General features: G+C 67.9%; 23 protein-coding genes. 12 read left to right on the forward strand and 11 right to left on the reverse strand.

Annotated elements, in window-relative coordinates; genetic code table 11:
- A partial coding sequence (locus IBX53_RS00380) for a zinc-dependent peptidase (RefSeq protein WP_290903683.1) occupies positions 1–738 on the forward strand: 738 nt, incomplete at its 5' end.
- A 26-nt stretch (positions 739–764) separates the two neighbouring features.
- Here the strand turns inward: IBX53_RS00380 and IBX53_RS00385 are convergent.
- Together IBX53_RS00385 and IBX53_RS00390 are read right to left on the reverse strand one after the other, a co-directional pair.
- Complete coding sequence (locus tag IBX53_RS00385; RefSeq protein ID WP_290903685.1) at positions 765–1,532, reverse strand: hypothetical protein; 768 nt, start codon at positions 1,530–1,532, stop codon at positions 765–767.
- Positions 1,533–1,642: 110 nt separating this feature from the next.
- Positions 1,643–2,554 (reverse strand): LysR family transcriptional regulator, encoded by a 912-nt coding sequence (locus IBX53_RS00390; RefSeq protein WP_290903687.1) that lies wholly within the window; start codon positions 2,552–2,554, stop codon positions 1,643–1,645.
- Between the two features lie 115 nt (positions 2,555–2,669).
- On the opposite strand from IBX53_RS00390, the gene IBX53_RS00395 reads away from it, so the two are divergent.
- The 7 genes from IBX53_RS00395 (at position 2,670) to IBX53_RS00425 (ending at position 8,729) form a co-directional block, all read left to right on the forward strand.
- Positions 2,670–3,752, forward strand: coding sequence for a tartrate dehydrogenase (locus IBX53_RS00395; protein ID WP_290903689.1), 1,083 nt, complete (start codon positions 2,670–2,672; stop codon positions 3,750–3,752).
- 37 nt (positions 3,753–3,789) lie between these two features.
- The gene (locus IBX53_RS00400; protein ID WP_290903691.1) at positions 3,790–4,347 is read left to right on the forward strand and encodes a lipocalin family protein; all 558 of its coding nucleotides are present in this window, start codon (positions 3,790–3,792) and stop codon (positions 4,345–4,347) included.
- Between the two features lies 1 nt (position 4,348).
- Positions 4,349–5,368: a succinylglutamate desuccinylase gene (locus IBX53_RS00405; protein ID WP_290903693.1), complete on the forward strand. Its 1,020-nt coding sequence runs from the start codon at positions 4,349–4,351 to the stop codon at positions 5,366–5,368.
- 235 nt (positions 5,369–5,603) lie between these two features.
- Positions 5,604–6,374, forward strand: coding sequence for an ABC transporter ATP-binding protein (locus IBX53_RS00410; protein WP_290903696.1), 771 nt, complete (start codon positions 5,604–5,606; stop codon positions 6,372–6,374).
- Positions 6,375–6,387: 13 nt separating this feature from the next.
- Positions 6,388–7,089, forward strand: coding sequence for an ABC transporter permease (locus tag IBX53_RS00415; RefSeq protein WP_290903698.1), 702 nt, complete (start codon positions 6,388–6,390; stop codon positions 7,087–7,089).
- A 1-nt stretch (position 7,090) separates the two neighbouring features.
- Positions 7,091–7,819, forward strand: coding sequence for an ABC transporter permease (locus IBX53_RS00420; RefSeq protein WP_290903700.1), 729 nt, complete (start codon positions 7,091–7,093; stop codon positions 7,817–7,819).
- Positions 7,820–7,961: 142 nt separating this feature from the next.
- Positions 7,962–8,729, forward strand: a complete 768-nt coding sequence (locus tag IBX53_RS00425) for a transporter substrate-binding domain-containing protein (protein WP_290903702.1) — start codon at positions 7,962–7,964, stop codon at positions 8,727–8,729.
- A gap of 9 nt (positions 8,730–8,738) precedes the next feature.
- Here IBX53_RS00425 and IBX53_RS00430 read toward each other — a convergent pair whose 3' ends face one another.
- A complete protein-coding gene (locus IBX53_RS00430) occupies positions 8,739–9,587 on the reverse strand; it encodes a cytochrome b5-like heme/steroid binding domain-containing protein (protein WP_290903704.1) in 849 nt (282 codons plus the stop codon).
- Entirely contained in the window at positions 9,584–10,879 is a 1,296-nt protein-coding gene (locus tag IBX53_RS00435) for a ferredoxin reductase family protein (RefSeq protein WP_290903706.1), read from the reverse strand. Before IBX53_RS00435 ends, IBX53_RS00430 begins: the two co-directional genes overlap by 4 nt.
- Before the next feature lie 165 nt (positions 10,880–11,044).
- Between IBX53_RS00435 and IBX53_RS00440 the strand changes: the two genes are divergently transcribed.
- The 3 genes from IBX53_RS00440 to IBX53_RS00450 all read left to right on the forward strand — a co-directional run bounded on the left by IBX53_RS00440 (position 11,045) and on the right by IBX53_RS00450 (position 15,178).
- Positions 11,045–12,445 carry an ethylbenzene dehydrogenase-related protein gene (locus tag IBX53_RS00440; RefSeq protein WP_290903708.1) on the forward strand — a complete coding sequence of 467 codons (1,401 nt, stop codon included), beginning with the start codon at positions 11,045–11,047 and terminating at the stop codon, positions 12,443–12,445.
- A complete protein-coding gene (locus tag IBX53_RS00445; RefSeq protein ID WP_290903711.1) occupies positions 12,442–12,993 on the forward strand; it encodes a DUF2231 domain-containing protein in 552 nt (183 codons plus the stop codon). Before IBX53_RS00440 ends, IBX53_RS00445 begins: the two co-directional genes overlap by 4 nt.
- Before the next feature lie 160 nt (positions 12,994–13,153).
- A complete protein-coding gene (locus IBX53_RS00450) occupies positions 13,154–15,178 on the forward strand; it encodes a PhoX family phosphatase (RefSeq protein ID WP_290903713.1) in 2,025 nt (674 codons plus the stop codon).
- A gap of 100 nt (positions 15,179–15,278) precedes the next feature.
- On the opposite strand, the gene IBX53_RS00455 is transcribed toward IBX53_RS00450, so the two are convergent.
- From IBX53_RS00455 to IBX53_RS00485, 7 genes are all read right to left on the reverse strand, one after another.
- Complete coding sequence (locus tag IBX53_RS00455) at positions 15,279–16,394, reverse strand: 5-(carboxyamino)imidazole ribonucleotide synthase (protein ID WP_290903715.1); 1,116 nt, start codon at positions 16,392–16,394, stop codon at positions 15,279–15,281.
- Between the two features lie 22 nt (positions 16,395–16,416).
- Positions 16,417–16,926, reverse strand: a complete 510-nt coding sequence (gene purE / locus IBX53_RS00460; protein WP_290903717.1) for a 5-(carboxyamino)imidazole ribonucleotide mutase — start codon at positions 16,924–16,926, stop codon at positions 16,417–16,419.
- Positions 16,927–17,017: 91 nt separating this feature from the next.
- Positions 17,018–19,042 carry a TRAP transporter permease gene (locus IBX53_RS00465; protein ID WP_290903719.1) on the reverse strand — a complete coding sequence of 675 codons (2,025 nt, stop codon included), beginning with the start codon at positions 19,040–19,042 and terminating at the stop codon, positions 17,018–17,020.
- 10 nt (positions 19,043–19,052) lie between these two features.
- Positions 19,053–19,550 (reverse strand): DUF1850 domain-containing protein, encoded by a 498-nt coding sequence (locus IBX53_RS00470; protein WP_290903721.1) that lies wholly within the window; start codon positions 19,548–19,550, stop codon positions 19,053–19,055.
- A 32-nt stretch (positions 19,551–19,582) separates the two neighbouring features.
- Positions 19,583–20,542 (reverse strand): TAXI family TRAP transporter solute-binding subunit, encoded by a 960-nt coding sequence (locus IBX53_RS00475; RefSeq protein ID WP_290903723.1) that lies wholly within the window; start codon positions 20,540–20,542, stop codon positions 19,583–19,585.
- A 164-nt stretch (positions 20,543–20,706) separates the two neighbouring features.
- Positions 20,707–21,903, reverse strand: coding sequence for an L-2-hydroxyglutarate oxidase (gene lhgO / locus IBX53_RS00480; RefSeq protein WP_290903725.1), 1,197 nt, complete (start codon positions 21,901–21,903; stop codon positions 20,707–20,709).
- Between the two features lie 84 nt (positions 21,904–21,987).
- Positions 21,988–22,266: a carbon starvation induced protein CsiD gene (locus tag IBX53_RS00485; protein ID WP_290903834.1), complete on the reverse strand. Its 279-nt coding sequence runs from the start codon at positions 22,264–22,266 to the stop codon at positions 21,988–21,990.
- A 501-nt stretch (positions 22,267–22,767) separates the two neighbouring features.
- Here IBX53_RS00485 and IBX53_RS16230 point away from each other — a divergent pair.
- Complete coding sequence (locus IBX53_RS16230; RefSeq protein ID WP_367171528.1) at positions 22,768–23,046, forward strand: XRE family transcriptional regulator; 279 nt, start codon at positions 22,768–22,770, stop codon at positions 23,044–23,046.
- The last annotated feature ends 82 nt before the right edge of the window (positions 23,047–23,128 follow it).

Genomic DNA, 23,128 nt, shown 5'->3' on the forward strand with positions numbered 1-23,128 from the left:
CTGCCGCTGCTCGCCGCCCTGCCCGCCGAGGAGGCGCGGCGCCTGGGAGAGCGCGCCTGGCTGTTCCTGCATGCCAAGCGCCTGAGCCTGCATCCGGAACTGGCCGAGTCCACCCCCTTCGACCTCGCCGCCCAGCTGGCCCTGGCCGCCCAGGCCTGCCTGCTGACGCTGGGCTGGAGCCACGAGGAGCATCTCGAGGCCTTCGCCAACGTCCACGAGGTGCTGATCCTGCCCGACGCCTTCCGCCGCCAGGTGGAGGAGATGGACGAGTTCGGGGTGATGCACGAGTACGAAGACGAACGCGCCGGCGAGACCTCCCACCAGGGCCCGGTGGTGGTGGCCTTCCCCGACCTGATGGAGAGCGGCGACTTTACCGGCTTCAATGTGCTGATCCACGAGTTCGCCCACAAGATCGACCTGGGCAACTCCCTGGACGTCGACGGCTTCCCTCCGCTGCCCGCCGACATCGACCCGCGGGAATGGCATCGGGTCTTCATGGGCGTCTGGGAGGATCTCCAGGCGCGACTCGAGCGCGGCGAGGAGACGCCCATCGACAACTACGCCGCCACCCACCCGGGCGAGTGCTTCGCGGTCTGCTGCGAGGCCTTCTTCACCGTCCCGGACCTGCTGGATGAGGCCTACCCGGCACTGCTGGAGCTGCTGCAGCGCTACTTCCGCCAGGACCCAATGGCCCGGCTGCCCGAGCCACCGCCAGACGCCGCCACGCCGACGGAGTGACCGGGAGGCGCATCACAGGAGGAGAGTCAGACCAGTTCGACCTCGGCACGACCGACGCCCTCGAAGGTCGCCGTCGCCCGGACCGGCTCGCCAACCGGGGTCTTGCCGGTGCAGGAACCGCAGGTCACCACCTCACCGGCCCGCAGCCACTGCCCGGTGGCCGGCAGCGCATTGGCCAGCCACACCAGCAGAGCAACAGGATCACCGGCCGGGTTCCCGCCCACCGCGGAGACCTCGAGCGCCCCGTCCAGCGTCAGCGAGACCGGCACGCGGCCCAGGTCAAGCGCCGACCACTCCGCCTGCCCCTCCCCCACGATCAGCCGGCCGAAGTTCTGCAGATCGGCCAGTTGACTTAGCTTGTCGGTGCCCTCGGGCCAGTCGCGAAAGCGCGAGTCGACGATCTCGATCACCGCATGCACCGAGGCCACGGCCGAGAGCACCTCGTCGCGGCCATAGGGGGTCTCACGAGGCGGCAGGTCCTCCTTCAGCGCAAAGGCAAGCTCCGCCTCCAGGATGGCCCGGCCGAGTTCATCCAGGCGACAAGTCGTGGGGCCATGCTGCAGGAAGCGGGCGGGCAGAGGTGCATAGTGGGGAGCCCCCTCGGGCGAGGGGGCACCGACCTTCCAGCCGCCGGTCGGCCCCAGCCGCTCGGCCAGGCGCCGCTGAATCCGATAGGCCTGGGCCTGATCCGCCGGGCGGCAGGCATCCGGCAGGGATGACAGACACTCGCCGCTGAGCCAGGCCCGTTCAAGCAGGCCGGACACCTGCTCGATGATATCGTCTTGTTGTGTCATGGGGTCTCTCGCCGGTTGGGAGGCGTCGCCGTCGGAGTCGGTGACAGCCAGGCCATGACTATTGCATGCCATGCGGATGGGCGCCATTCCGCGACCCGGCGACCGGTCGGTCAAGGCGCGGGAAGCGGCGGTACCCGCCCCACCATGCCCTCGGCCAGGTGGTCGACGAAGGCGCGGACGCGCGCCGGCACGTGGCGGCGCTGGGGGTAGACCGCATGGAAGTCGGCACGTACCCCCTGCCAGCCGGGCAGCAATTCGACGAGCCGGCCGGTGGTCAGGTGGGCGTGGACATCCCACCAGGAGCGCAGCGCGATGCCGTGGCCGTCCAGCGCCAGCCCCACGATCACCTCGCCGTCGTTGCTGGCCAGCGGCCCCGACACCTTGACCGCCTGCTCCCCGCCGCGACGCTCCAGGCGCCACAGGGCGAAGTCGCTGTCGTTCTCGCGCAGCACCAGGCAGGGGTGGGCCGCCAGGTCCGCCGGCGCGGCCAGCGATGCCATTCCCTCGACATAGCCGGGCGAGGCGCACAGCACCCGGCGGTTGGCGAGGATGCGCCGGGCCACCAGGCGCGAGTCGGGGGGCTCCCCCACCCGGATGCCGATATCCACCCCCTGCTCCCCCGGGGTCAGCGGGAAGTTGGAGAGCTCCAGCGATGCCTCCACCCCCGGGTGACGGGTGCGGAAGCTCGACAGCAGCGGCGCCACGTGGCGTCGCCCGAAGCCGAAGGTGGCGTTGATCTTGAGCGGACCGGAGAGCTCGGCGCGCTGCGCCCCCAGCGCCTCCTCCAGCTCGACCAGCTCCTCGAGGATCGCCGCCCCGCGCACGAGATAGCGCTCCCCCTCCGGGGTCAGGGTCAGGCGACGGGTGGTACGGCTGGCCAGGGTCGCGCCCAGGCGGGCCTCGAGCTGCTTGAGCCGCTTGCTCACCGCCGACAGCGACAGGCCGAGCTCCCGGGCCGTGGCCGTGAGGCTGCCGGCCTGGGCCAGGCGCTGGAAGAAGGCCAGGTCATCGAGCTGGGCCACCGGATTCTCCACTCCTGCTCAACAATACATTGCATTCTAGCCCGATTATCGACGAGATGAGGAGGGCTAGACTGCGGAGAGTCCATCCCCATCCCGGATAGCGAGGAAGCCCGACATGACCCACAGAATCGCCGTGATCCCCGGTGACGGCATCGGCAAGGAAGTGATGCCCGAGGGACTGCGCACCCTCGAGGCCGCCGCCAAGCGCTTCGGCATCGAACTGGAGCTTGCGCACTTCGACTTCGCCAGCTGCGACTACTACGCCGAGCACGGCCAGATGCTGCCCGACGACTGGTTCGAGACCCTCGAGGGGTTCGACGCCATCTTCTACGGCGCCGTGGGCTGGCCGGAGACGGTGCCCGACCACATCTCGCTGTGGGGCTCGCTGCTGCAGTTCCGCCGCCGCTTCGACCAGTACGTCAACCTGCGCCCCTGCCGGCTGCTGCCCGGCATCAGAAGCCCGCTCGCCGGCCGTGAGCCCGGCGATATCGACTTCTACGTGGTGCGCGAGAACACCGAGGGGGAGTACTCCAGCGTCGGCGGCAAGATGTTCGAGGGCACCGACCGCGAGGTGGTGATCCAGGAGACGGTGATGACCCGCCACGGCACCGACCGGGTGCTGAAGTTTGCCTATGAGCTGGCCCAGTCGCGGCCCCGGAAGAAGCTGACGTCGGCCACCAAGTCCAACGGCATCGCCATCACCATGCCCTGGTGGGACGAGCGCGTGGCCGCCATGGGCAAGCACTACCCCGAGGTGGCCGTGGACAAGTTCCACATCGATATCCTCACCGCCAACTTCGTGCTGCACCCGGACTGGTTCGATGTGGTAGTGGGCAGCAACCTGTTCGGCGACATCCTCTCCGACCTGGGCCCGGCCTGCACCGGCACCATCGGCGTGGCGCCCTCCGCCAACATCAATCCCGAGGGCACCTTCCCGAGCCTCTTCGAGCCGGTCCACGGCAGCGCCCCGGACATCGCCGGCAAGGGCATCGCCAACCCCATCGGCCAGATCTGGTCCGGCGCCATGATGCTCGAGCACCTGGGCCATCAGGAGGCCTCGGATGCCGTCGTCGCCGCCTTCGAGGCGGTGCTGTCCGAGGGCGACAGGAGCGTGCTCACCCCCGACGTAGGCGGCAACGGCACCACCGAGAGCCTGGGCCGGGCCATCGCGGCACGCCTCTCACCCCCCTCTCGATAACTCCAGCGGCACCGGCACCACGACAAGGAGTCTCCCCATGCCATTCCCCTCTCCCCTTGCTCTGCTCGGCGCCAGCGCCCTGCTGCTGGCCGGCTGCACCGGCATCCCCAAGGGCACGGAGCCGGTCACCGGCTTCGAGCTCGACCGCTACCTGGGCCAGTGGTACGAGATCGCCCGCCTCGACCACTCCTTCGAACGCGGCCTGAACTGCGTCACCGCCGACTACAGCCTGCGCAGTGATGGCGGCGTGCGGGTGCTCAACCGCGGCGTGAAGCTCGCCGAGGGCGAGGTCAGCGAGGCCGAGGGGCGCGCCTACTTCATCGGCGACGAGGACGTGGGCCGGCTCAAGGTGAGCTTCTTCGGCCCCTTCTACGGCGGCTACAACGTGCTGGCCCTGGACGACGACTATCAGTGGTCGCTGGTGGCCGGCCCGGACCGCGACTACCTGTGGATCCTGGCCCGCACCCCGACCCTGCCGAAGGCCACCTACCGCGATCTGGTGGAACGCGCCGAGGGCCTGGCCTTTCCGCTGGAGGAGCTGATCAAGGTGGAGCAGGGCGAGGCCTGCGACCCCTGGCGCGAGGAGGCCCGATAGCGTGTCCAGTCACGACATGACCCAATCCCCCGGGCTTGCGAGCTGGCTTGCGGCCAGCATCGAGGAGGCGGACTTTCCCGAGCAGGGCCGGCTCCCCGGCGGCCACTTCCGCCGGCTCGGCCACGGGGTGCTGGCGCTTGAGCCCGACCGGCCCGGGCCGGCGGCCCGGGCCTGTGTGTTCTCGGTGGGCATCCACGGCAACGAGACCGCCCCCATGGAGCTGCTCGAGGGCGTGCTCGCCCGCCTGGCGGGCGGGGAGCTGCGCCTCGGCGCGCCCACCCTGCTGCTGCTCGGCAACCCCGAGGCGACCCGCCAGGGGATGCGCTACGTGGGCACCAACCTCAACCGGCTCTTCCGCCGGGAGCTCGACGAGACGGGCATGGAGCCCGACCGGGCGCGGGAGCTGATGGCGGCGGTGGACGCCTTTTTCGCCCGCCACGGGGCCCTGGCGCGGCTGCACTACGACCTGCACACCGCCATCCGCGACAGCCGCTACCCGCGCTTCGTGGTCAGCCCCTTCACCGAGCGCACGCCGGTGGAGGCGGCACAGTGGCGCTGGCTCGCCGCCGCCGACATCCAGGCGGTGCTCCACCAGCACCGCCACAGCTGGACCTTCTCCCACTACAGCAAGCACACTCATGGCGCCCAGGCCTTCACCCTGGAGCTGGGCCGCGCCCTGCCCTTCGGGCACAATGACCTGGCACCGCTGGCGCCCATGGGCGCGCTGCTGGCGGCGCTGCTCGAAGGGCGCGAGCCAGCCGCGGCGCCAGCGGAGCGCATGGCCTTCTTCCGGGTCGCGCATGAGCTGATGCGCGAGTCAGAGGCGTTTCGCCTGGCCTTTCCCGACGACACGCCCAACTTCACGGCCTTCGCCACCGGCACCCTGCTCGCCGAGGATGACCAGGCCGGGGAGACCCGGGTCGGCGAGACGCCGCTGGCCGTGGTCTTTCCCAATGCCGGGGTGGAGATCGGCGCCCGCGCCGCCCTGCTGGCACACCCCGAGCCACCGCCGTCGGGCTGAGGCCGGCGACACGCCGAGGCCCCGGGGAGCATCGGCAGCAGAAAAACCCTTATAACAACCACAACGGGAGGGTAAAATCTTGCCCCTTTGCCGATCAGCACTGGACCCGCGCCGCACCTCATCTCGCCCTCCCGCACCGACCGGAGGGTGGGTGCGTCGCTGGTATCGCCCTTGCCGAGCAGCGCCGCTTGCCCACGGCGCGTCGCCGCGGCGACCCTGACCCGGAGCCCATTCCATGGCCGAAACCCCGATTCCGCTGGAAGTGCGCAACATCAAGAAGCGCTTCGGCGATACCGAAGTCCTCAAGGGGCTATCGCTCTCTGCCCACAAGGGGGACGTGATCACCCTCATCGGCGCCTCCGGCTCCGGCAAGAGCACCTTCCTGCGCTGCATGAACCTGCTCGAGCAACCCGACGAGGGGGACCTGATCGTCCACGGCGAGGAGGTCCGCTTCAGGCAGACCCGCCACGGCCGCGAGCCCGCCGACTGGAAGCAGGTGGTGCGCATGCGGGCCAAGCTCTCCATGGTCTTCCAGGGCTTCAACCTCTGGGCCCACATGACCCTGCTCGAGAACATCATCGAGGCCCCGGTGCATGTGCTCGGCAAGCCGAAGAAGGAGGCCATCGAGCAGGCCCGTGCGCTGCTCGAGCGGGTGGGCCTGACCGCCCGCGCCGACGCCTACCCGGCCCAGATGTCCGGCGGCCAGCAGCAGCGAGGCGCCATCGCCCGGGCGCTGGCCATGGACCCGGAGGTGATGCTGTTCGACGAGCCCACCTCGGCGCTGGACCCGGAGCTGGTCGGCGACGTCCTCAAGGTGATGCACGAACTCGCCGAGGAGGGGCGCACCATGATCGTGGTGACCCACGAGATGAGCTTCGCACGGGACGTCTCCAGCCAGGTGATCTACCTGCACCAGGGGCTGGTCGAGGAGGCCGGCGCGCCTGACCAGGTGCTGGGCAACCCGCAATCACCGCGCCTGAAGCAGTTCCTGGCCCCCAAGTACTGAGCGGGAGAACACCATGCTGGATCTTCATGGCTACGGCCCACGGCTGTTGGAAGGCGCCGGCGTCACCCTGCAGCTGGCGGTACTGTCGCTGGCGCTGGCGATCCTGCTGGGCCTGGCGACCGCCAGCGCCAGGATGTCCCGCGGCTGGCTGCTGCAGAGGCTCGCCACCCTCTACACCACGGTCATCCGCGGCGTGCCGGACCTGGTGCTGATGATGCTGCTGTTCTTCGGCGGCCAGATGGCACTCAACGTGATCACCGATGCGCTCTATGACCGCTTCGGTGTCGACTGGTACGTCAACCTCAACGCCTTCGCCGCCGGGGTGATCACCATCGGCTTCATCTTCGGCGCCTACATGGGCGAGACCTTCCGGGGCGCCTTCATGGCCGTGGACGCTGGCCAGATCGAGGCCGGCAAGGCCTACGGCATGTCGCCCTGGCTGGTATTCCGGCGCATCCGCTTCCCGCAGATGATGCGCCACGCACTACCCGGCATCTCCAACAACTGGATGGTGCTGCTCAAGACCACCGCACTGGTCTCGGTGATCGGGCTCTCCGACATGGTGCGGGTGGCCGCCGAGGCCTCCCGGGCCACCCATGAGCCCTTCACCTTCCTGCTGCCGGTGGCGGCGGCCTACCTGCTGATCGCCAGCGTCTCGGAGTGGCTCTTCGCCTGGCTCCAGAAACGCTACAACATCGGCTTCGGGGGGCATTGACATGGATGTCCTCACGACCTGGTTCCACGACCTGATGGCCGGCAATGCCATCTTCACCGCTCAGACCATCGGCTACTACTGGGACGGCCTGGTGACCACCACCCAGTTGGTGTTCCTGTCACTGGTGATCGGCCTGGTACTGGCGGTGCCCCTCGCCATCGGCAGAAGCTCCGACCGCCGCTGGATCAGCCTGCCGATTTACGTCTATACCTACGTCTTCCGCGGCACGCCGCTGCTGATCCAGCTCTACATCATCTACTACGGGGTGGTGTTCTTCGATGGCATCCAGGAGACCTTCCTGTGGCCGATGCTGCGCGAGGCCTTCTATCCCGCGCTGATCGCCTTCACGCTCAATACCGCCGCCTATACCACCGAGATCTTCCGCGGCGCCATCAAGGCCACCGCCCGCGGGGAGATCGAGGCGGCCCGGGCCTACGGCATGTCGGATAGTCTGATGATGCGCAGGATCATCCTGCCCAGCGCCTTCCGCCGCGCCCTCCCCGCCTACGGCAACGAGGTGATCTTCATGCTTCATGCCAGCGCCATCGCCAGCGTGGTCACCCTGATGGACCTCACCGGCGCGGCACGCTTTATCTACGCACGCTACTATGCCCCCTTCGAGGCCTTCCTGTTCGTGGCGGCCATCTACCTCTGCCTGACCTTCGCCATCCTCTATTTCTTCCGCTGGCTGGAGAAGCGTCTGCTGGCCCACTTGAGGCCCCAGAGCTGAGCCGCTGCAACGGCCGCCGCGCCAGCGTCAAACGCCCGTTGGCAATTCCGCCGCCCGGGGCTTTCGGGCCCGGGGCGGCTGGGCTAGAGTCTGCCCGGTAGGCACCCGCAAGGTGCCATTTCTCATCATCAGGAGCTCCTCCATGAAGAAACTGCTGACCATCTCGATCCTCGGTGCGGCCTTGGCCGCCGGCACCGCCCAGGCCCGCGACTACGACCACGTGCGTATCGGCGTCGACGTGCCCTACGAGCCCATGGAGTATCGCGGTGCCGACGGCGAGCTGACCGGCTTCGACATCGAACTGGGCAACGCCCTGTGCGCCGAGATCGGCGTGACCTGCGAGTGGATCGAACAGGAGTGGGACGGCATCATCCCGGGCCTGCTGGCGCGCAACTACGACGCCATCATGTCCTCCATGTCGATCAACGACGAGCGCCGCCAGACCGTGCTCTTCTCCGATTCCTACATCACCATCCCCGGCGCCTGGTTCGCCCCGGAGGGCAGTGAGCTCTCCGAGATCAACGAGGAGACCCTCTCCGGCAAGAGCATCGGCGTCCAGCGCGGCACCACCTACGACAGCTACGCCACCGACAGCTACGGCCGCATCGCCACCGTCAACCGCTACTCCACCGCCGACGACATGGTGCTGGACCTGCAGGCTCAGCGCCTGGATATCGTCTTCCTGGAGTACGTGGTCGGCCAGGCCACCCTGCTGCAGAGCGACGAGGGCGACTACCATGTGGTCGGCGAGATGGTCACCGAGCCCGCGGAGTACTTCGGCGAAGGCTTCGGCATCGCCTTCCGCCAGCGCGACGAGGCCCTGGCCAAGCGCTTCAACGAGGCCCTCGCCACGCTGAAGGCAGACGGCACCTACGACGAGATCCACGAGAGGTATTTCGGCGAGGAGTGATCCCAGCCCTCAGGGCCAGCTGTAGACGCCGCGATTGAGGGCATCACGGAAGGCCGAATGGACCTTGTTGCCGCGCAGGGTGGCGCCGCTGTAACCATCGAGGTCCTCCGCCAGGCGCTCAGGCTCGTAGAGGGCGAAGATGGCGGTCAGCGGCTGGTCCTCCAGTGCCTCGGCCAGCTGCTGGTGCTGCACCCACACCGGGTAGAGGTCCTCGTCATCGTCCAGCGTCCGGTAGTCGACGCCGCGATAGGCCAGGTGTCGGTAGCTCACGTTCGACAGCCGACCATCGCGCAGGTCGAACTGCACGTTGACCTGCATCTCGCCGCCGTCGCCGAACACGCCGCGGTAGCGCCCGTCCAGCGGCAACCCCAGCAGCGCCCGATGCAGGCGCTCGTCCTCGGCGGGCGAAAGAAGTGCCGGCTCGTCGGCGGCCTCTCCATTGCGCGCCTCGTCGCTCCGGGCGGCGGCCTCGGGCTCGACCGGCTCGCCCGCCTCGTCCACCAGGCGTCCGACCAGGTACGCCTCGAGCATCCCCTCGGCCCGCGCGCTGTGGGGTACGCCGGGGCGCTTGTTGTCCCAGCCCTCGGTTGCCTCCCGGCCACACCACTCGAGGATCACCGCCGGATCGGTGGGATGGTTGGACACATAGTCGGTAATGTCGTAGACCCGGCCATGGATGGCCTTCCAGCAGCTCTCGGCGGCGTCATGCTCGGCCAGCTCGCCCAGGGTAATGGGGTCCAGTCCCTCATCGTCGGCCGCGTCGCGCTCGCTGCTCGAGAGAGCGCTGACCGAGACCAGAGTGAGGAGGCTCGCCACGAAGGCGATGAAGACGGAGTAGGCGATCTTGTGCATGTTCATAGGAAATCGAAGACCTCGCTGTGGATGCGTGAGGCGGGCACCCCCTGGTCGGTGAGCAGCCGCTGCAGGTGGGCATTCATGGCCGGCGGGCCGCAAAGGTAGATCTCCCGCTCGGTGAAGTCCGGGCAATGCTCGCGCAGGAAGGCCTCGTCCAGCCGACCTCGCTCTCTAGAGTAGTGCTGGGTGAAGGCGAACGCTTCCTGGGTCTCGGCGATCCCCTCGAGCTCTTCACGGTAGTAGGCGCGTTCGGGGTCGTGGGCGAGATAGAACAGATGGGCATGGCGCTCGGCTCCCGCCCCGACGGCCAGGTCGCGGGCGCCACCGACGAAGGGGGTGATGCCGATGCCACCACCCAGCCACAGCATGTCGCGCTCGGGGAAGCGCCGCCCGAAGAACTCCCCGTAGGGTCCCTCGACCAGCACCCGGGTCTCCGGCGTCACCGTCTGCAGGGCATGACTGGCGTCGCCCAGATCCTTGATGCCGATGCGCAGGCGTGAATCCGACGGCGCCGAGGCGATGGTGTAGGGGTGCTCCTCGCCGCGCCCGTCGGAAAGCGACTCGTCCAGCGGCGAGAGGTAGACGAACTGCCCCGCCTCATGGCGGATACCGCCACCCTCGGGGCGCAACACCAGCTCCACAACGCCCCGGGCCAGCGGCACCAACTCCTCGACCCGGTAGGGGTGGCGCCGAGCCGGCGCCACCCCCTTGCGCCAGGCGATGGCGCCGAGCCCGGCGATGCCCAGCAGCCACCAGGGCCATGCCTCACCGGCCAGCAGCAGGGCGTGCCAGAGCCCCAGCAGCAGCGCCGCCGCCGAGACCAGGTGAAGGCGCTTCCAGCGCTGGTAGTGGGGCTGGCCGAAGAAGTCGAAGGTGGGCGCCAGGAACACCACCAACGCCACCCAGGCCAGCCAGCCGAGCCATACACTGGCATGGGAAACCGGCGGAAAGAGGGTGGCCACCGCGGCATCCAGTGAGGTCGGCACCGCCGCCAGCCCCAGCGCCAGGGCGTGGAGCATCACCAGGATGAAGGCGGTGAAGCCCAGCCAGTGATGCAGGTGCCAGAGCCGTGCCAGCCCACCGAAGGGCCGATCGAAACCCGGCACCCGGACGCTCACCGCCCCGGCCAGCAGCATCATGGCAAGCCCCAGGATACCGGTCACTCGCCCCACCCAGGTCAGCCACAGCTCGGGGGGGCCACCAATCCCGCCCAGGCGCGGCATCGCCACCGCGAGCGGCAGCAGCAACAGGGCAATCAGGGCGATATCGCCCGGCCTCAACCATCGTCGCATCATGCCTCCCTGATTCCACGACTACCCTGACAGTGTCGTCAATCGGTATTAGTCTTCAAGGGGTGCGGCGCCTTGTCACCTTCGGTTTGATCTGTATCAGGATACTTTCATCAAGCTGGTCCATAATGCTTTTGTGAACAATCATGGTACGCAGGCACAGGAGATCATATGAAACAGCATAACAAGGGAAAGGGAACAGGCCCCTGGCTGGCTCTGGGGGTGCCGATCGCCCTCGGGCTGGCCTGGGTCACCCAGGGCACCGGAGTGGTCGAGAACGATCCCGAACGCAACATCTCGATTCCCGCAGAGTTGACCATGCCGCTGCAGGTGCAGGCCGCCTACAACAATAACGATATCTTCTTCAGGTACCGTTGGCCGGCCGAACGCCCCGGCATCCATCACGACATGCTGGTCTACGAGGGTGGCAAGTGGGTAAGGAAGGGCAGGGGCGTTCCCGGCTCCGAGCCCGATGGTCTTGCCGAAGATCGCGTCACGATGCTGATGGATGACGGCAGCGTGCCCCAGTTCGGCCGCTACGGCGGCTACCTGACCGTGGGTGCCGGCGCCTCTGGTTTCACCAACGAGGCGCCCGAGGAGGTGACCAAGTCGCTGCCAGCGACCCGCATGGACCTGGGTGACTGGGCCAGCCGTCAGGATCCGGCGGTCCTCGACGCCCAGCGCGAGGCCGGCTACTTCCTCGACCTCTGGCACTGGCGCGGTCATCGCTCCAACCCGATAAATGTCTCCGACGACCAGTGGGTAGGCGAAGCGCGCAGCAGCGACGAAGGCCGGGGTCCCTATTCCACCAACTGGGACGGCGATGCCGGCGAGCCGCTGTGGATGTTCTCGCCAGAGCTCACCGACATGACTGCCATGCGCTGGGAGGACATCGAATCCGGCGCCCTGGACTTCGACAGCCGCTACTACCTGGCGGAAAGCTTCGCGGTTCCCTTCGATCCGGAGCATGACTGGCAGGAGGGCGACGTGATTCCGCGTCGCCTGCTGCGCGAGCCGGCCGGCTCCCGGGGCAGCATCCGGGTCCACGGCGAGGGCCGCTGGGCCGACGGTTACTGGGACGTGACCCTGGCCCGGGCGCTGGACACCGGCAGCCCGCTGGATGACAAGATCCTGAGCGACCAGGGCCTCTACTCGGTAGCCTTCGCGGTTCACCGCAACGCAACCGGCGGGCGCTGGCACCAGGTCTCGCATCCCTACTCCCTGGGGCTGGGACGCGAAGATGCAGACCTGACTGCCAACAAATTTCAGGGCCGCTCGCCTAATTGGTCCAATGACTGGAAAGAAGTGACCCTGTTCTATCCGGGTCAGGTCAACTGGCCGCTGCTGGTCAGCCGCGCCCATGCCGGCGCCGAGGACATCGCCGAGGGCAAGCCGGTACGCCCGCGTCACAGCGAGAAGCAGCTCGCCCTCTACGGGGTGGAGATGGAGTTCAGAGACGCCATTACCCGCCAGTGGGGCCTGACCCTCTTCGCCGGGCTGCTCGCCATGCTCGGCGTCACCCTCGCCCTGCTGCCAAGCTTCCGTGCCACTCGTCAAGGAGACCGCTCATGAACGGCACCCATGCCATGCTCTCCCACTTCCCGGTGGGCTTCTGGGCACTTTCTACCCTGATGATCCTGGTCGGCGCCTTCATGACCGGCCGCTTGGCCGAGATCAGCCGTGCGGCCCTGCTGCCAGTGCTGGTACTCAGTCTGTTGGGCGCTCTGGCCGCCATTGCCATCGGGCTTATTGTCTGGCCCATGGAAGCCAACCTGGCCAGCCCACTGACGCGTAACCATATGCTCATGGCCTTCTGGTCGCTGGGTATCTACACCATGCTCACCGTGCTGGTATGGCGGGCCGGCGATTCCGCCTTCGAGGGCAACCGTCGCTGGGCGCTGGTGATCCTGGCACTGACCGGCGGCCTGATGTTCTCCTCTGCCGGCACCCTGGGCGGCCACCTGGCAGGCTCCAGCACCGCCTTTTCCCAGGTGCTCGGCCTGATGGGCTGGGAGGTCTACACCACCTTCTATAGCCCGCTGTGGGTCGCTGCCGTCATGGTGATCATCGGCCTCGTGGCCGCAGTGCTCGGCCTGAAGGGACAGCGCAGCAGCGACTGATTCCCTTCTCGCTTCCCGTAACCGGCAAGGGCCCCGCTTCGGCGGGGCCCTTGTCGTTTACGCCCCTGTCACCGAAGTAACTCTATTCATACACGCTGATGTCACCCCGCCGGGGCAATCTCTTCCACCAAGATACTCAACCTGTCCCTGGAGAGCCCCCATGCCCCAACACCAGCACCCCGGCCACGTCGACTCCATTCTTTCCGCCGGCGACGAGCCCATGAGCAACCCCTCCGCCAACGGCTACTTCGGCGACATCCTCGAGGCCCGCATCAGCCGCCGCGCCATGCTGCGCGGCAGCCTCGCCGCCGCCGTTACCGGCGCCATGGCCACCCAGCTGCCCTTCGGCAGCGCCTTCGCCGCCACCGGCGCCAGCGCCCCGGCGCCGAGCCTCGGCTTCAAGGCCGTGCCGGTCAGCGCCGCCGACAGCGTGGTGGTGCCGGAGGGCTACCGGGTCAGCGCCATCCTGCCCATGGGCACCCCGGTCAGCGGCGCCATGCCCGCCTGGTCCCCGAGCGCCAGCGGCGAGGCCCAGGGCCACCAGGTGGGCAGCCACCACGACGGCATGCACTTCTTCCCGCTGGAGGGCAGCTCCCGTGACGGCCTGCTGGTGATGAACCACGAGTATATCGAGCCGCGCTTCCTGCATGCCGCGGCCGCCGGCCTGGCGCTGGACCGCAGCGGCTTCCCGCAGAACGCCGATGGCAGCCGCGACGACGACCAGGTGCTCAAGGAACTCAACGCCCATGGCGTGACCCTCGTGCGCATCCGCGAGGATGACACTGGCCAGTGGCAGGTGGTGGAGGACGCCCGCAACCGTCGCGTCACCGGCCTCACGCCGATGCGCCTGGCCGGGCCGGTGGCCGGTACCGAGCATGTGGTGACGAAGTACAGCCCGGACGGCACCATGACCCGCGGCACCCTCAACAACTGCGCCCACGGCGTCACCCCCTGGAACACCTACCTGGCCGCTGAGGAAAACTGGGCCGGCTACTTCGCCAACACGGACACCGAGATCGATCGTCGCCAGGCCCGTTACGGCATCGAGACCCGCGACACCGGCCGCTACCAGTGGCACCGGGCGCAGAGCGGTGCCGACGAGTACGTGCGCTTCGATGCCAGCACCCGCGGCGCCTCCCCCGCCGAGGACTACCGCAACGAGCCCCACGCCTTCGGCTGGATGGTAGAGATCGACCCCATGGACCCGGCGGCCACGCCGATCAAGCGCTCCCACCTGGGCCGCTTCGCCCACGAGGGGGTGATCTTCGCCCCCGCGGTGGAGGGCCAGCCGGTGGTGGCCTACTCCGGCGACGATGCCCGCTTCGAGTACATCTACAAGTTCGTCTCCGCCCGCCCCTACCACGCCGCCACTGCCGACGGCTCCCTGCTCGACGAGGGCACTCTCTACGTGGCCAGGTTCCACGAGGATGGCCGCGGCGAGTGGCTGGCCCTGGCCCCGGGCGAGAACGGCCTGACGCCGGAGAACGGCTTCGTGGACCTGGCCGACATCCTGGTCAACACCCGCGCCGCCGCCGACCAGGCGGGCGCCACGAAGATGGACCGCCCCGAGTGGGGCGCGGTGGACCCGATCACCGGCCAGGTCTACTTCACCCTGACCAATAACACCCGCCGCGAGGCGGGCGACGAGGACGCCGCCAACCCCCGCGCCGACAACAGCTTCGGGCATATCATCCGCTGGCAGGAAGAGGGCAGCCATGCCGGCACGCGCTTCGCCTGGGACCTCTTCGTGCTGGCCGGTGACGGCGACGACAGCCGCGACCTGGCCGGCGAGCCGCTGGATCAGGAGGCGATCTTCGCCAACCCCGACGGCCTGTGGATCGACGCCGATCGTCGGGTATGGATCCAGACCGATATCAGCGAGCGAGTGATGAACACCGGCATCTATGAGGTGTTCGGCAACAACCAGATACTGGCCGCCAATCCCGAAACCGGTGAGATCCGGCGCTTCCTGACCGGCCCCGTCGGCCAGGAGATCACCGGCGTGGTGACCACCCCGGACCGTCGCACCATGTTCGTCAACGTCCAGCACCCGGGCGCCACCACCTCGGCCGAGGCCTTCGCCGCGGGCGAGCTGGTGAGCCACTGGCCGGAGGGCGGCAGCGCCATCCCGCGCTCGGCAACCCTGGTGATCACCCGGGAGGACGGCGGCATCATCGGCGCCTGACGGCTCACCTCCCCCGAACGCAAGCGGCCCCGCCATCTGGCGGGGCCGCTTGCGTGGAGCCTGACAGGAAACGGCGCATGAACCGCGCCGTGGCACCGGCCTATTCGAAGCTGAAGCGGGGCTTGGGGGCCTCGGGCAGCAGAGCCGCGCAGGCACGCACCCGCTCCATCAGCGCCTCGTGGGTCGGCGCCACCAGATTGACGTGGGCCAGCTTGCGCCCGGGGCGCTCGCTCTTGTCGTAGCGATGCAGGTGGGCGTCCGGCAGGGCGAGGATCGCCGCCGGGTCGCCCTCGCGGCCGATCACGTTGACCATGCAGGTGGGCAGTCGCGCGGCGGTGTCGCCCAGCGGCAGGCCCTGGATGGCGCGCAGGTGGTTCTCGAACTGGCTGGTCACCGCGCCGTCCATGGTCCAGTGCCCGGAGTTGTGCACCCGGGGCGCCATCTCGTTGGCCAGCAGGCTGCCGTCGGCGCACTGGAAGAGCTCCAGGGTCAGTACCCCCACGTAGTCGAGCTCGTCGAGCAACGCGCGGATATAGCCGTCGGCGATCTGCTGCACGCTGTCGTCCAGGTCCGGCATGGGGGCCACGGAGTAGCGCAGGATGCCATCCACGTGCTGGTTCTCGGCCATGGGGTAGAAGACCACCTCGCCGTCGCGGCCACGCACGGCGATGATCGACACCTCGCGCACGAACTCCACGAAGGACTCCACGATCAGTCGCGGATGGCCGATGGCGCGCCAGGCTTCCGCGGCCTCGGCCGGGTCACGCAGCACCGCCTGGCCCTTGCCGTCGTAGCCCTCGGTCACCGACTTGGCCACCACCGGGCAGCCCAGCTCCCGGGCCGCGGCCGCAAGCTCGTCGGCGTGCTCCACCAGGCGGTAGGCCGGGGTGGGGATCCCAAGCCGGTCGAACAGGGCCTTCTCCTCGGCGCGGTTCTGGCAGACCCGGATCGCCTCGCTGGAGGGGTAGACCGGCCTGACCTCCTCGATGGCCTGCACCAGCGAGACCGGCAGGTGCTCGAACTCGTAGGTGACGAGGTCCACCCTGGCCAGGAAGTCCTCCAGCAGATGGTGCTGGTCCGTATGGATCATGACATCACCGATGCCGGCGCTGGGGTGGCCGGTGGTATCGAGGAAGGTGAAGCGGTTGGCCAGGGGGTAGCCGGCCAGGGCCAGCATGCGGCCGAGCTGGCCGGCACCCAGGACACCGATATTCATGGTTTTTTCCATAACCTTCTCCTCACTCACTGTCGGGCCGGGGATCAGGATTATCGAGCACCGTCTGTGTCTGCTCGGCGCGGAACGCCTCCACGGCGGCGCGCACCGTCGCGTCCTGCAGGCCGACGATCTGCGCCGCCAGCAGGCCCGCGTTGGTGGCGCCGGCCTTGCCGATGGCGAGCGTGCCCACGGCGATGCCTCCGGGCATCTGCACGATGGAGAGCAGCGAATCCAGGCCCTTGAGCGCCTTGGATTCCACCGGCACTCCGAGCACCGGCAGCGCGGTCTGGGAGGCCACCATGCCCGGCAGGTGAGCCGCCCCGCCGGCGCCGGCGACTATCACCTGCAGGCCCCGCTCGGCGGCGGACCTGGCGTAGTCGAACAGCAGGTCCGGCGTGCGGTGGGCGGAAACGACGCGGGTCTCGCAGGGAACGCCCAGGCGCTCGAGCATCACCACGGCGTGTTCCATCACCGGCCAGTCGGACTTCGACCCCATGATCACGCCAACCTTCGGCGACTGTTCGGACTGCATGGATGCTCCTCGGCAACGGCCTCTGTACGGAAAAGAGTGCGGAAAGGAAAGCCGCACATTCTAGCCGCGCGGCCCTCCCCCGTCACCTTGACTATCCGGACAGCTCGGCCTCGCGCCGGCTGGCCAGCCAGTTGCCGCCGATGGCCACGACCATCACCGCCACCCCGATAGCCTCCACCAGGAAGTTCGGCCAGAACACCGCCACGATGGCGCCGGCGATGGCGATGCGCGGGAGCCACGACATCCGCGTGAAGAGATAGCCCTCCAGGGCCGCAGCGAAGGCCCCCAGGGCCAGGATCGCGATCAGGCCGTTCCAGGCCACCACCGCCCAGGGGCCACCCACGATGATCTCCGGGTTGAAGACCATGAACAGCGGGATCAGGTAGAGCCCCTTGGCGAACTTCCAAGCCTGGAAGCCGGTTTCCATGGGCTTGGAGCCGGCGATGGCCGCCCCGGCGAAGCCGGCCAGCGCGATCGGTGGGGTCACGTTGGAGTCCTGGGAGTACCAGAACACCACCAGGTGGGCGATCAGCAGCGGGATACCGAACTCGGCGGTCAGCGCCGGCCCCACCAGCACGATCAGCACGATGTAGCTCGCAGTGACCGGCAGGCCCATGCCCAGCACCAGGCTGGCCAGCAGCACCATGACCAGCGCCAGCACGATATTGCCGCCGGAGAAGGCCAGCATCATGGAGGAGAATTTCAGGCCGAGGCCGGTCAGGCCCACGATGCCGACGATGATGCCGGCCACGGCACAGGCCATGGAGACCGCCACGGCGTTGCGGGCGCCGAGCTCCAGGCCCTGCACCAGCTTCTTCCAGCCGGCCCACAGCGTCGTACCGATGCTGGCCAGGGTCACCTGCTGGCCCTGGCGAGGCGCGACGAACAGGAACCACACCGCATAGCGCAGCACCGCCACGGCGAGCATGGTGACCACTGCATAGAAGCCCACCCGCATCGGCGACATGTGCATCACCAGCAGCCACACCAGCACGCCAAGCGGCAGCAGGAAGTGCCAGCCCTCCTTCATCACCTCGCGCACCTGGGGCAGCTCGCTCTTGGCCATGCCCTGCATGCCCTGCTTGAGGGCGATGATATGCACGAAGAGATAGACGGTGGCGAAGTACATGATGGCCGGCAGCACGCTGACCTTGACCACCTCCAGGTAGGAGACGCCGGTGTACTCGGCGATCAGGAAGGCCCCGGCGCCCATCAGCGGCGGCATGATCTGCCCGCCGGTGGAGGCGGCCGCCTCGATGCCGCCGGCCTGCCTCGGCTGGAAGCCCAGGCGCTTCATCAGCGGGATGGTGAAGGCCCCGGTGGTGACCACGTTGGCGATGGCGCTGCCGGAGATCGAGCCCATACCCGCCGAGGCGATGACCGCCGCCTTCGCCGGCCCACCGCGCTGGCGCCCGGTGGCCGCGTAGGCCAGGTCGATGAAGAACTTGCCGGCGCCGGTGATCTCGAGGAAGGCGCCGAACAGCACGAAGATGAAGATGTAGGTGGCCGCCACCCCCAGCGGCAGGCCGAAGATCCCCTCCTGTCCCAGGTAGAGCTGGCCCACCACGCGGTCGATGTTGTAACCGCGATGCTCCAGGATGCCGGGCAGCCACTGCCCCAGCCAGGGCAGCTCGCCCCGGGGGCCGGCGAAGGCATAGAGGATGGCGACGGCACCGATGATGGTCATGCCCAGGCCCACCGCGCGGCGGCTGGCCTCCAGCACGGTCACGGTGGCGATACAGCCGACGATGATGTCGGTCTGGCTCCAGAACCCGGCACGGAGGAAGATCTCGTCCAGGTAGATCACGAGGTAACCGCCGGTCAGCAGGGCCCCGGCCAGGAACAGGCAGTCGATGGTCCAGCCCAGCACGCCGCGTTTGCGGTGGGGGCCGAAGACCGGAAAGATCAGGAAGGCCAGCAGCATGATCAGCATCAGGTGAATGCTGCGCTGGTAGAAGAGCCCCAGCGGCTGGATGCCGGCCGAATAGAGCTGGAACAGGGAGAGCCCCACGGCCACCAGGGTGATCAACCAGAGGATAGGACGCGCCTGGATGGCGTTGCCCCCGGGCACGGTGACCTCGGGCGCGGTGGCGGTGGACTTGGCAGGTTCGCTCATGGGCGTCTCGTCAGGATGTGGATGCCGAGGTGCGCAGGTGGATCATCACCCGCTCGCCGGCGGCCTGGTCGCTCAGGCTCAGCCGACGCCCCTCGTGCAGCAGTCGATGGTTGACCTCCGGGGATCCGACCCGGAGGCGATAGCGGTTGCCGGGCACCGGCTCGTCGATCTCCTCGATCCAGTAGCCGCCCTCGCCGTCGGAGACCTGCCGCCCCCGGCCGGGCACATGGCCGAGGCCCGCGGCGAAGTCGGGTTGGTGGCTGCGCTCCAGCACCATCAGGCCCTCGCGGTGGCGATAGCAGTCCTGCACGCGGATCCCGGTGACCGAGTGGTTCCACTCCAGGCACCAGGCCTCGCCCTCGGGCATCGGCAGCGAGGCGATCCGCCGGCCGTTGTCGGCGGTGACCTCGAGCCAGCCCTCGCCGCTGGCCTCGCTCGCCAGGGCAAGCAGCAGACACAGCGCAAAGGCCGCCGGCCCGAGGGCACGGCGGCTGACAGCATGGATCATGGAAGGCATCGGGGTGCCCGGTTCGGGTCGCGTTACGGGCGCTGGTGGTCCTGGACCTCGACGCCGATCTCCTCATAGTAGCGCAGCGCGCCGTCATGGAAGGGGATCGGGGTGGAGTCGATGCTGAACTCCACGGTGGTGTCGTTGGCCGCCGGGTGCACCGCGATCAGCTCGTCGGTGTTATCGAACAGCAGCTTGGTGATCTGGTAGGCCAGCTCCTCGTCCATCTCACTGCTCACCGCCAGCACGTTGGGAATGCTGATGGTGTGCACCGCCTCGTCCATGCCGTCGTACATGCCGGCGCGCAGGTCGTAGGGCGCGAACACGGGCTCCGCCTCGCGGGCGTTGGCAACTTGCTCGTCGGAGAAGCCGACCAGGCGGATATCGCGGGTGGTGGCCAGGTTGAGGATCGAGCTGGTGGGCGGGCCCACGCTCCAGAAGCCGGCATCGATGTCGCCGTCGCGGATGGCGTCGGCGGTCTCGTTGAAGTTCAGGCGCTGGGGGGTGAAGTCGTCGTAGGTGATGCCGTTGGCTTCCAGCAGGGCGCGGGCGTTGAGCTCGGTGCCGCTACCCGGGGCCCCCACCGAGACGCGCTTGCCGCGCAGGTCCTCGAGGGTATGGACGTCGGAGTCGGCCAGGGTCACCAGCTGCACGGCGTTGGGGTAGACCGAGGCCAGGGCACGCATGTTATCGAGCGCGCGGCCCTCGAAGTCACCGGTGCCGTTGTAGGCCTGGTAGACGGTATCCGCCAGCGCCAGCGCCAGGTCGGAATCCCCGCGCCACACCAGCCCCATGTTCTCCACCGAGGCGCCGGTGACCTCGGCCACGGCGCTGGCCCCCTCGATATGCTTGTTGATCATCTCGGCCAGGCCGCCGCCCAGCGGGTAGTAGACCCCGCCGGTACCGCCGGTGGCGATGGAGAGCTGCTGGGCGGCGGCCAGCGGGGCCGTGGCGAGCAGCGAAGCGGCGATGGCGTACTTCATGGCGTTCATGGCAATCCTCCGGGCTGGAACCCGATTAACTTGTGGGGTTGTTATCGGCGCAGAGGTGGTCGCGCCTGCAGGAAACCTAGCATGGCCCCTGCGTGGGTGGCCAACGGTCATATTTCTACGTTTCTGGATTCTTTCGGCAATTCCACCAAGGTCGCCCCGCTCGCTCAGCCCTCTGCCATCACCTTCACCTGCTCGACGATATGGGCCCCGATGGGAATCGCCGAGGTCGCCGCGGGCGACGGGGCATTGCCCACGTTGAGGGTGCGCCGGGTGTTCACGAACAGGAAGTCGTCCACCAGCTTGCCGTCCCGGGAGACCGCCTGGGCGCGCACCCCGGCCGGGTAGGGCTCGAGGTCCTCGAGGGTCAGGCTCGGGCAGTACTTGCGCACCAGCTCCAGGTACCCCCGCTTGTAGAGGGAGTTCTTCATCTCCACGAGGCCCGGGCGCAGGTTCTTGCCCAGTACCTTGAGGATGCCGGGGTTGGTGAACATCCGCGCCATGTCGGTGAGCGAGATATCGCGCTTGTGGTAGCCCTCGCGCTTGAGCGCCAGCACCGCGTTGGGACCGACGGTGACGCTGCCGTCGATCATACGCGTCAGGTGCACGCCCAGGAAGGGCATCGAGGGGTCGGGAATCGGGTAGATCAGGTGGTTGACGATGGCATTGTGCTTCGCCGGTAGCCGGTAGTACTCGCCGCGGAAGGGGCAGATGGTGAAGCCCGGATCCTGGCCCAGCAGGCGGATCACCCGGTCGGCCATGAGTCCCGAGCAGGTCACCAGATAGCGGCCGGTGAACTCGCCGGCGCCGGTGGTCACCACCACTTCATGGCGGCGCTCCTCGAGGCCCGTCACCTCGCAGCCGTAGCGGATCTCGCCGCCCATCCGCTCGAACTCGGCGGCCATGGCGCGGGTCACCGCGGCATAGTCGACGATGCCGCTGGAGGGCACGAAGATGCCGCCGACCCCGGTGATATTGGGCTCGCGCTCGGCCAGCGCCTCGGCGGAGAGCCACTCGCGCTCCAGGCCATTGGCCGCGGTGCGCTCCCACAGCGCGGTCATGCGCTCCATCTCGAGCTCGCTGGTGGCCACCAGCAGCTTGCCGCAGGTGTCATAGGGAATGTCGTGGACGTCGCAGAAGGCCTTGGTGGCCCGGTTGCCCTCGAGGCAGAAGCGCGCCTTGAGGCTGCCCGGGGTGTAGTAGACCCCGGCGTGGATCACGCCGCTGTTGTGGCCGGTCTGGTGCATGGCCGGTGTGGCTTCCTTCTCCAGCAGCAGCATGCGCCGCTCCGGGTAGGCCTGCTTGAGCTGCATGGCGGTGGACATCCCCAGGATGCCACCGCCCACGATGACGAAATCGTACATGCCTTCCTCGCTCCTGCAATGAGACGCCACGCCGTGGTCGCGGCGTGGCCTGGTCAGGATAACTCACCCCTTGCGGCGTTTCCCTCAGACCTGGCGCGGATTGCGAAGGGTCTTGGCGTGGGTGAGGGTGTTCACCAGCACCGGCTGGAGGGTGTTGCCGCACAGGTCATCGAGGACCTTTGCCACCCGGAAGCGCGGCATCGACTTGTACTCCAGCGCCTGGACGGGCCACTCGGCCACGGCCGCCAGGAAGGCCTCGACCACCTCGCGGGAGACGGTCAGCTGCAGCAGCCGCGGCGAGGCCGCGGACGGCGCCAGGGTGAAGCCGCGGATGTCGGCGGACTGGATCCAGCTGCCGGTCAACACGATCCAGCCCCAGCCGATCATGGCGCCGAAGGCCAGGGCGAGTACATCCTTGCCGGCCAGTACGCGGGTCAGCTGCCCCTGCGACGAGGAATCTTGGCTCATGTCGCCCTCTCTTCGTTGTAGTTGTTGCCTTGATGAAAATTTTTCTCCAGAACATCGACAAAAATAGATAACGAAGAATAAATGATGAAGTGTCGTTCGATATACTTTATGCCAGACCTTGGTCACCGACCTCCCTGACACCTCTCTCCAGCCGTCAAAAAATCCTCGTAAAATTATATAATTCAGTGCTTTATATTCATTTCACGTCAAACTCATCCAGCACGGGCCAGGGCAGATCCGGCACAGGCATCAAGCTCGATATTATGGACGCCAGGGACCAGTGATCGCGTGCGCACCCGATCGCCCAAATGCAACGAAAGCATCATGGAATCGCCACTGGCAAAATCGCCGGACAGCCGCCATAGTGTGCTTGTCGAAATCGCCCACTGGAGCACCATGAGTACTGCACGTAACACCCTCAGCGTGGATCCTTCCGACCCCCCGCGAAGAAGCCCTGACCTCGACGTCAGGGACCTGGAAAAACGTTCACGCCTCATGCGCATCGTGAGCAGGCTGATCGCGGTCTCGGACCTCGGCTGCCGAGAGATCGCTCGACGCGCAGGCCTGCCGGCCCAGAAGGTCAGCGATCTGCTCTCCGGCCGACTGGAGCATCTCTCCGTCGAGGAGCTGCAGATTCTCTACCGCACCATCGACCCCCAGCCGACGGCCCACTGAGGCAGTGCTGACGCGAGTCAGCGTGATAGATCGATGACCTAACATGCGAAGAGCGCCCCGCGGGGCGCTCTTCGCGTATCTG

This window comes from Halomonas sp. (assembly GCF_014859505.1).
Classification (GTDB): Bacteria; Pseudomonadota; Gammaproteobacteria; order Pseudomonadales; family Halomonadaceae; genus Halomonas.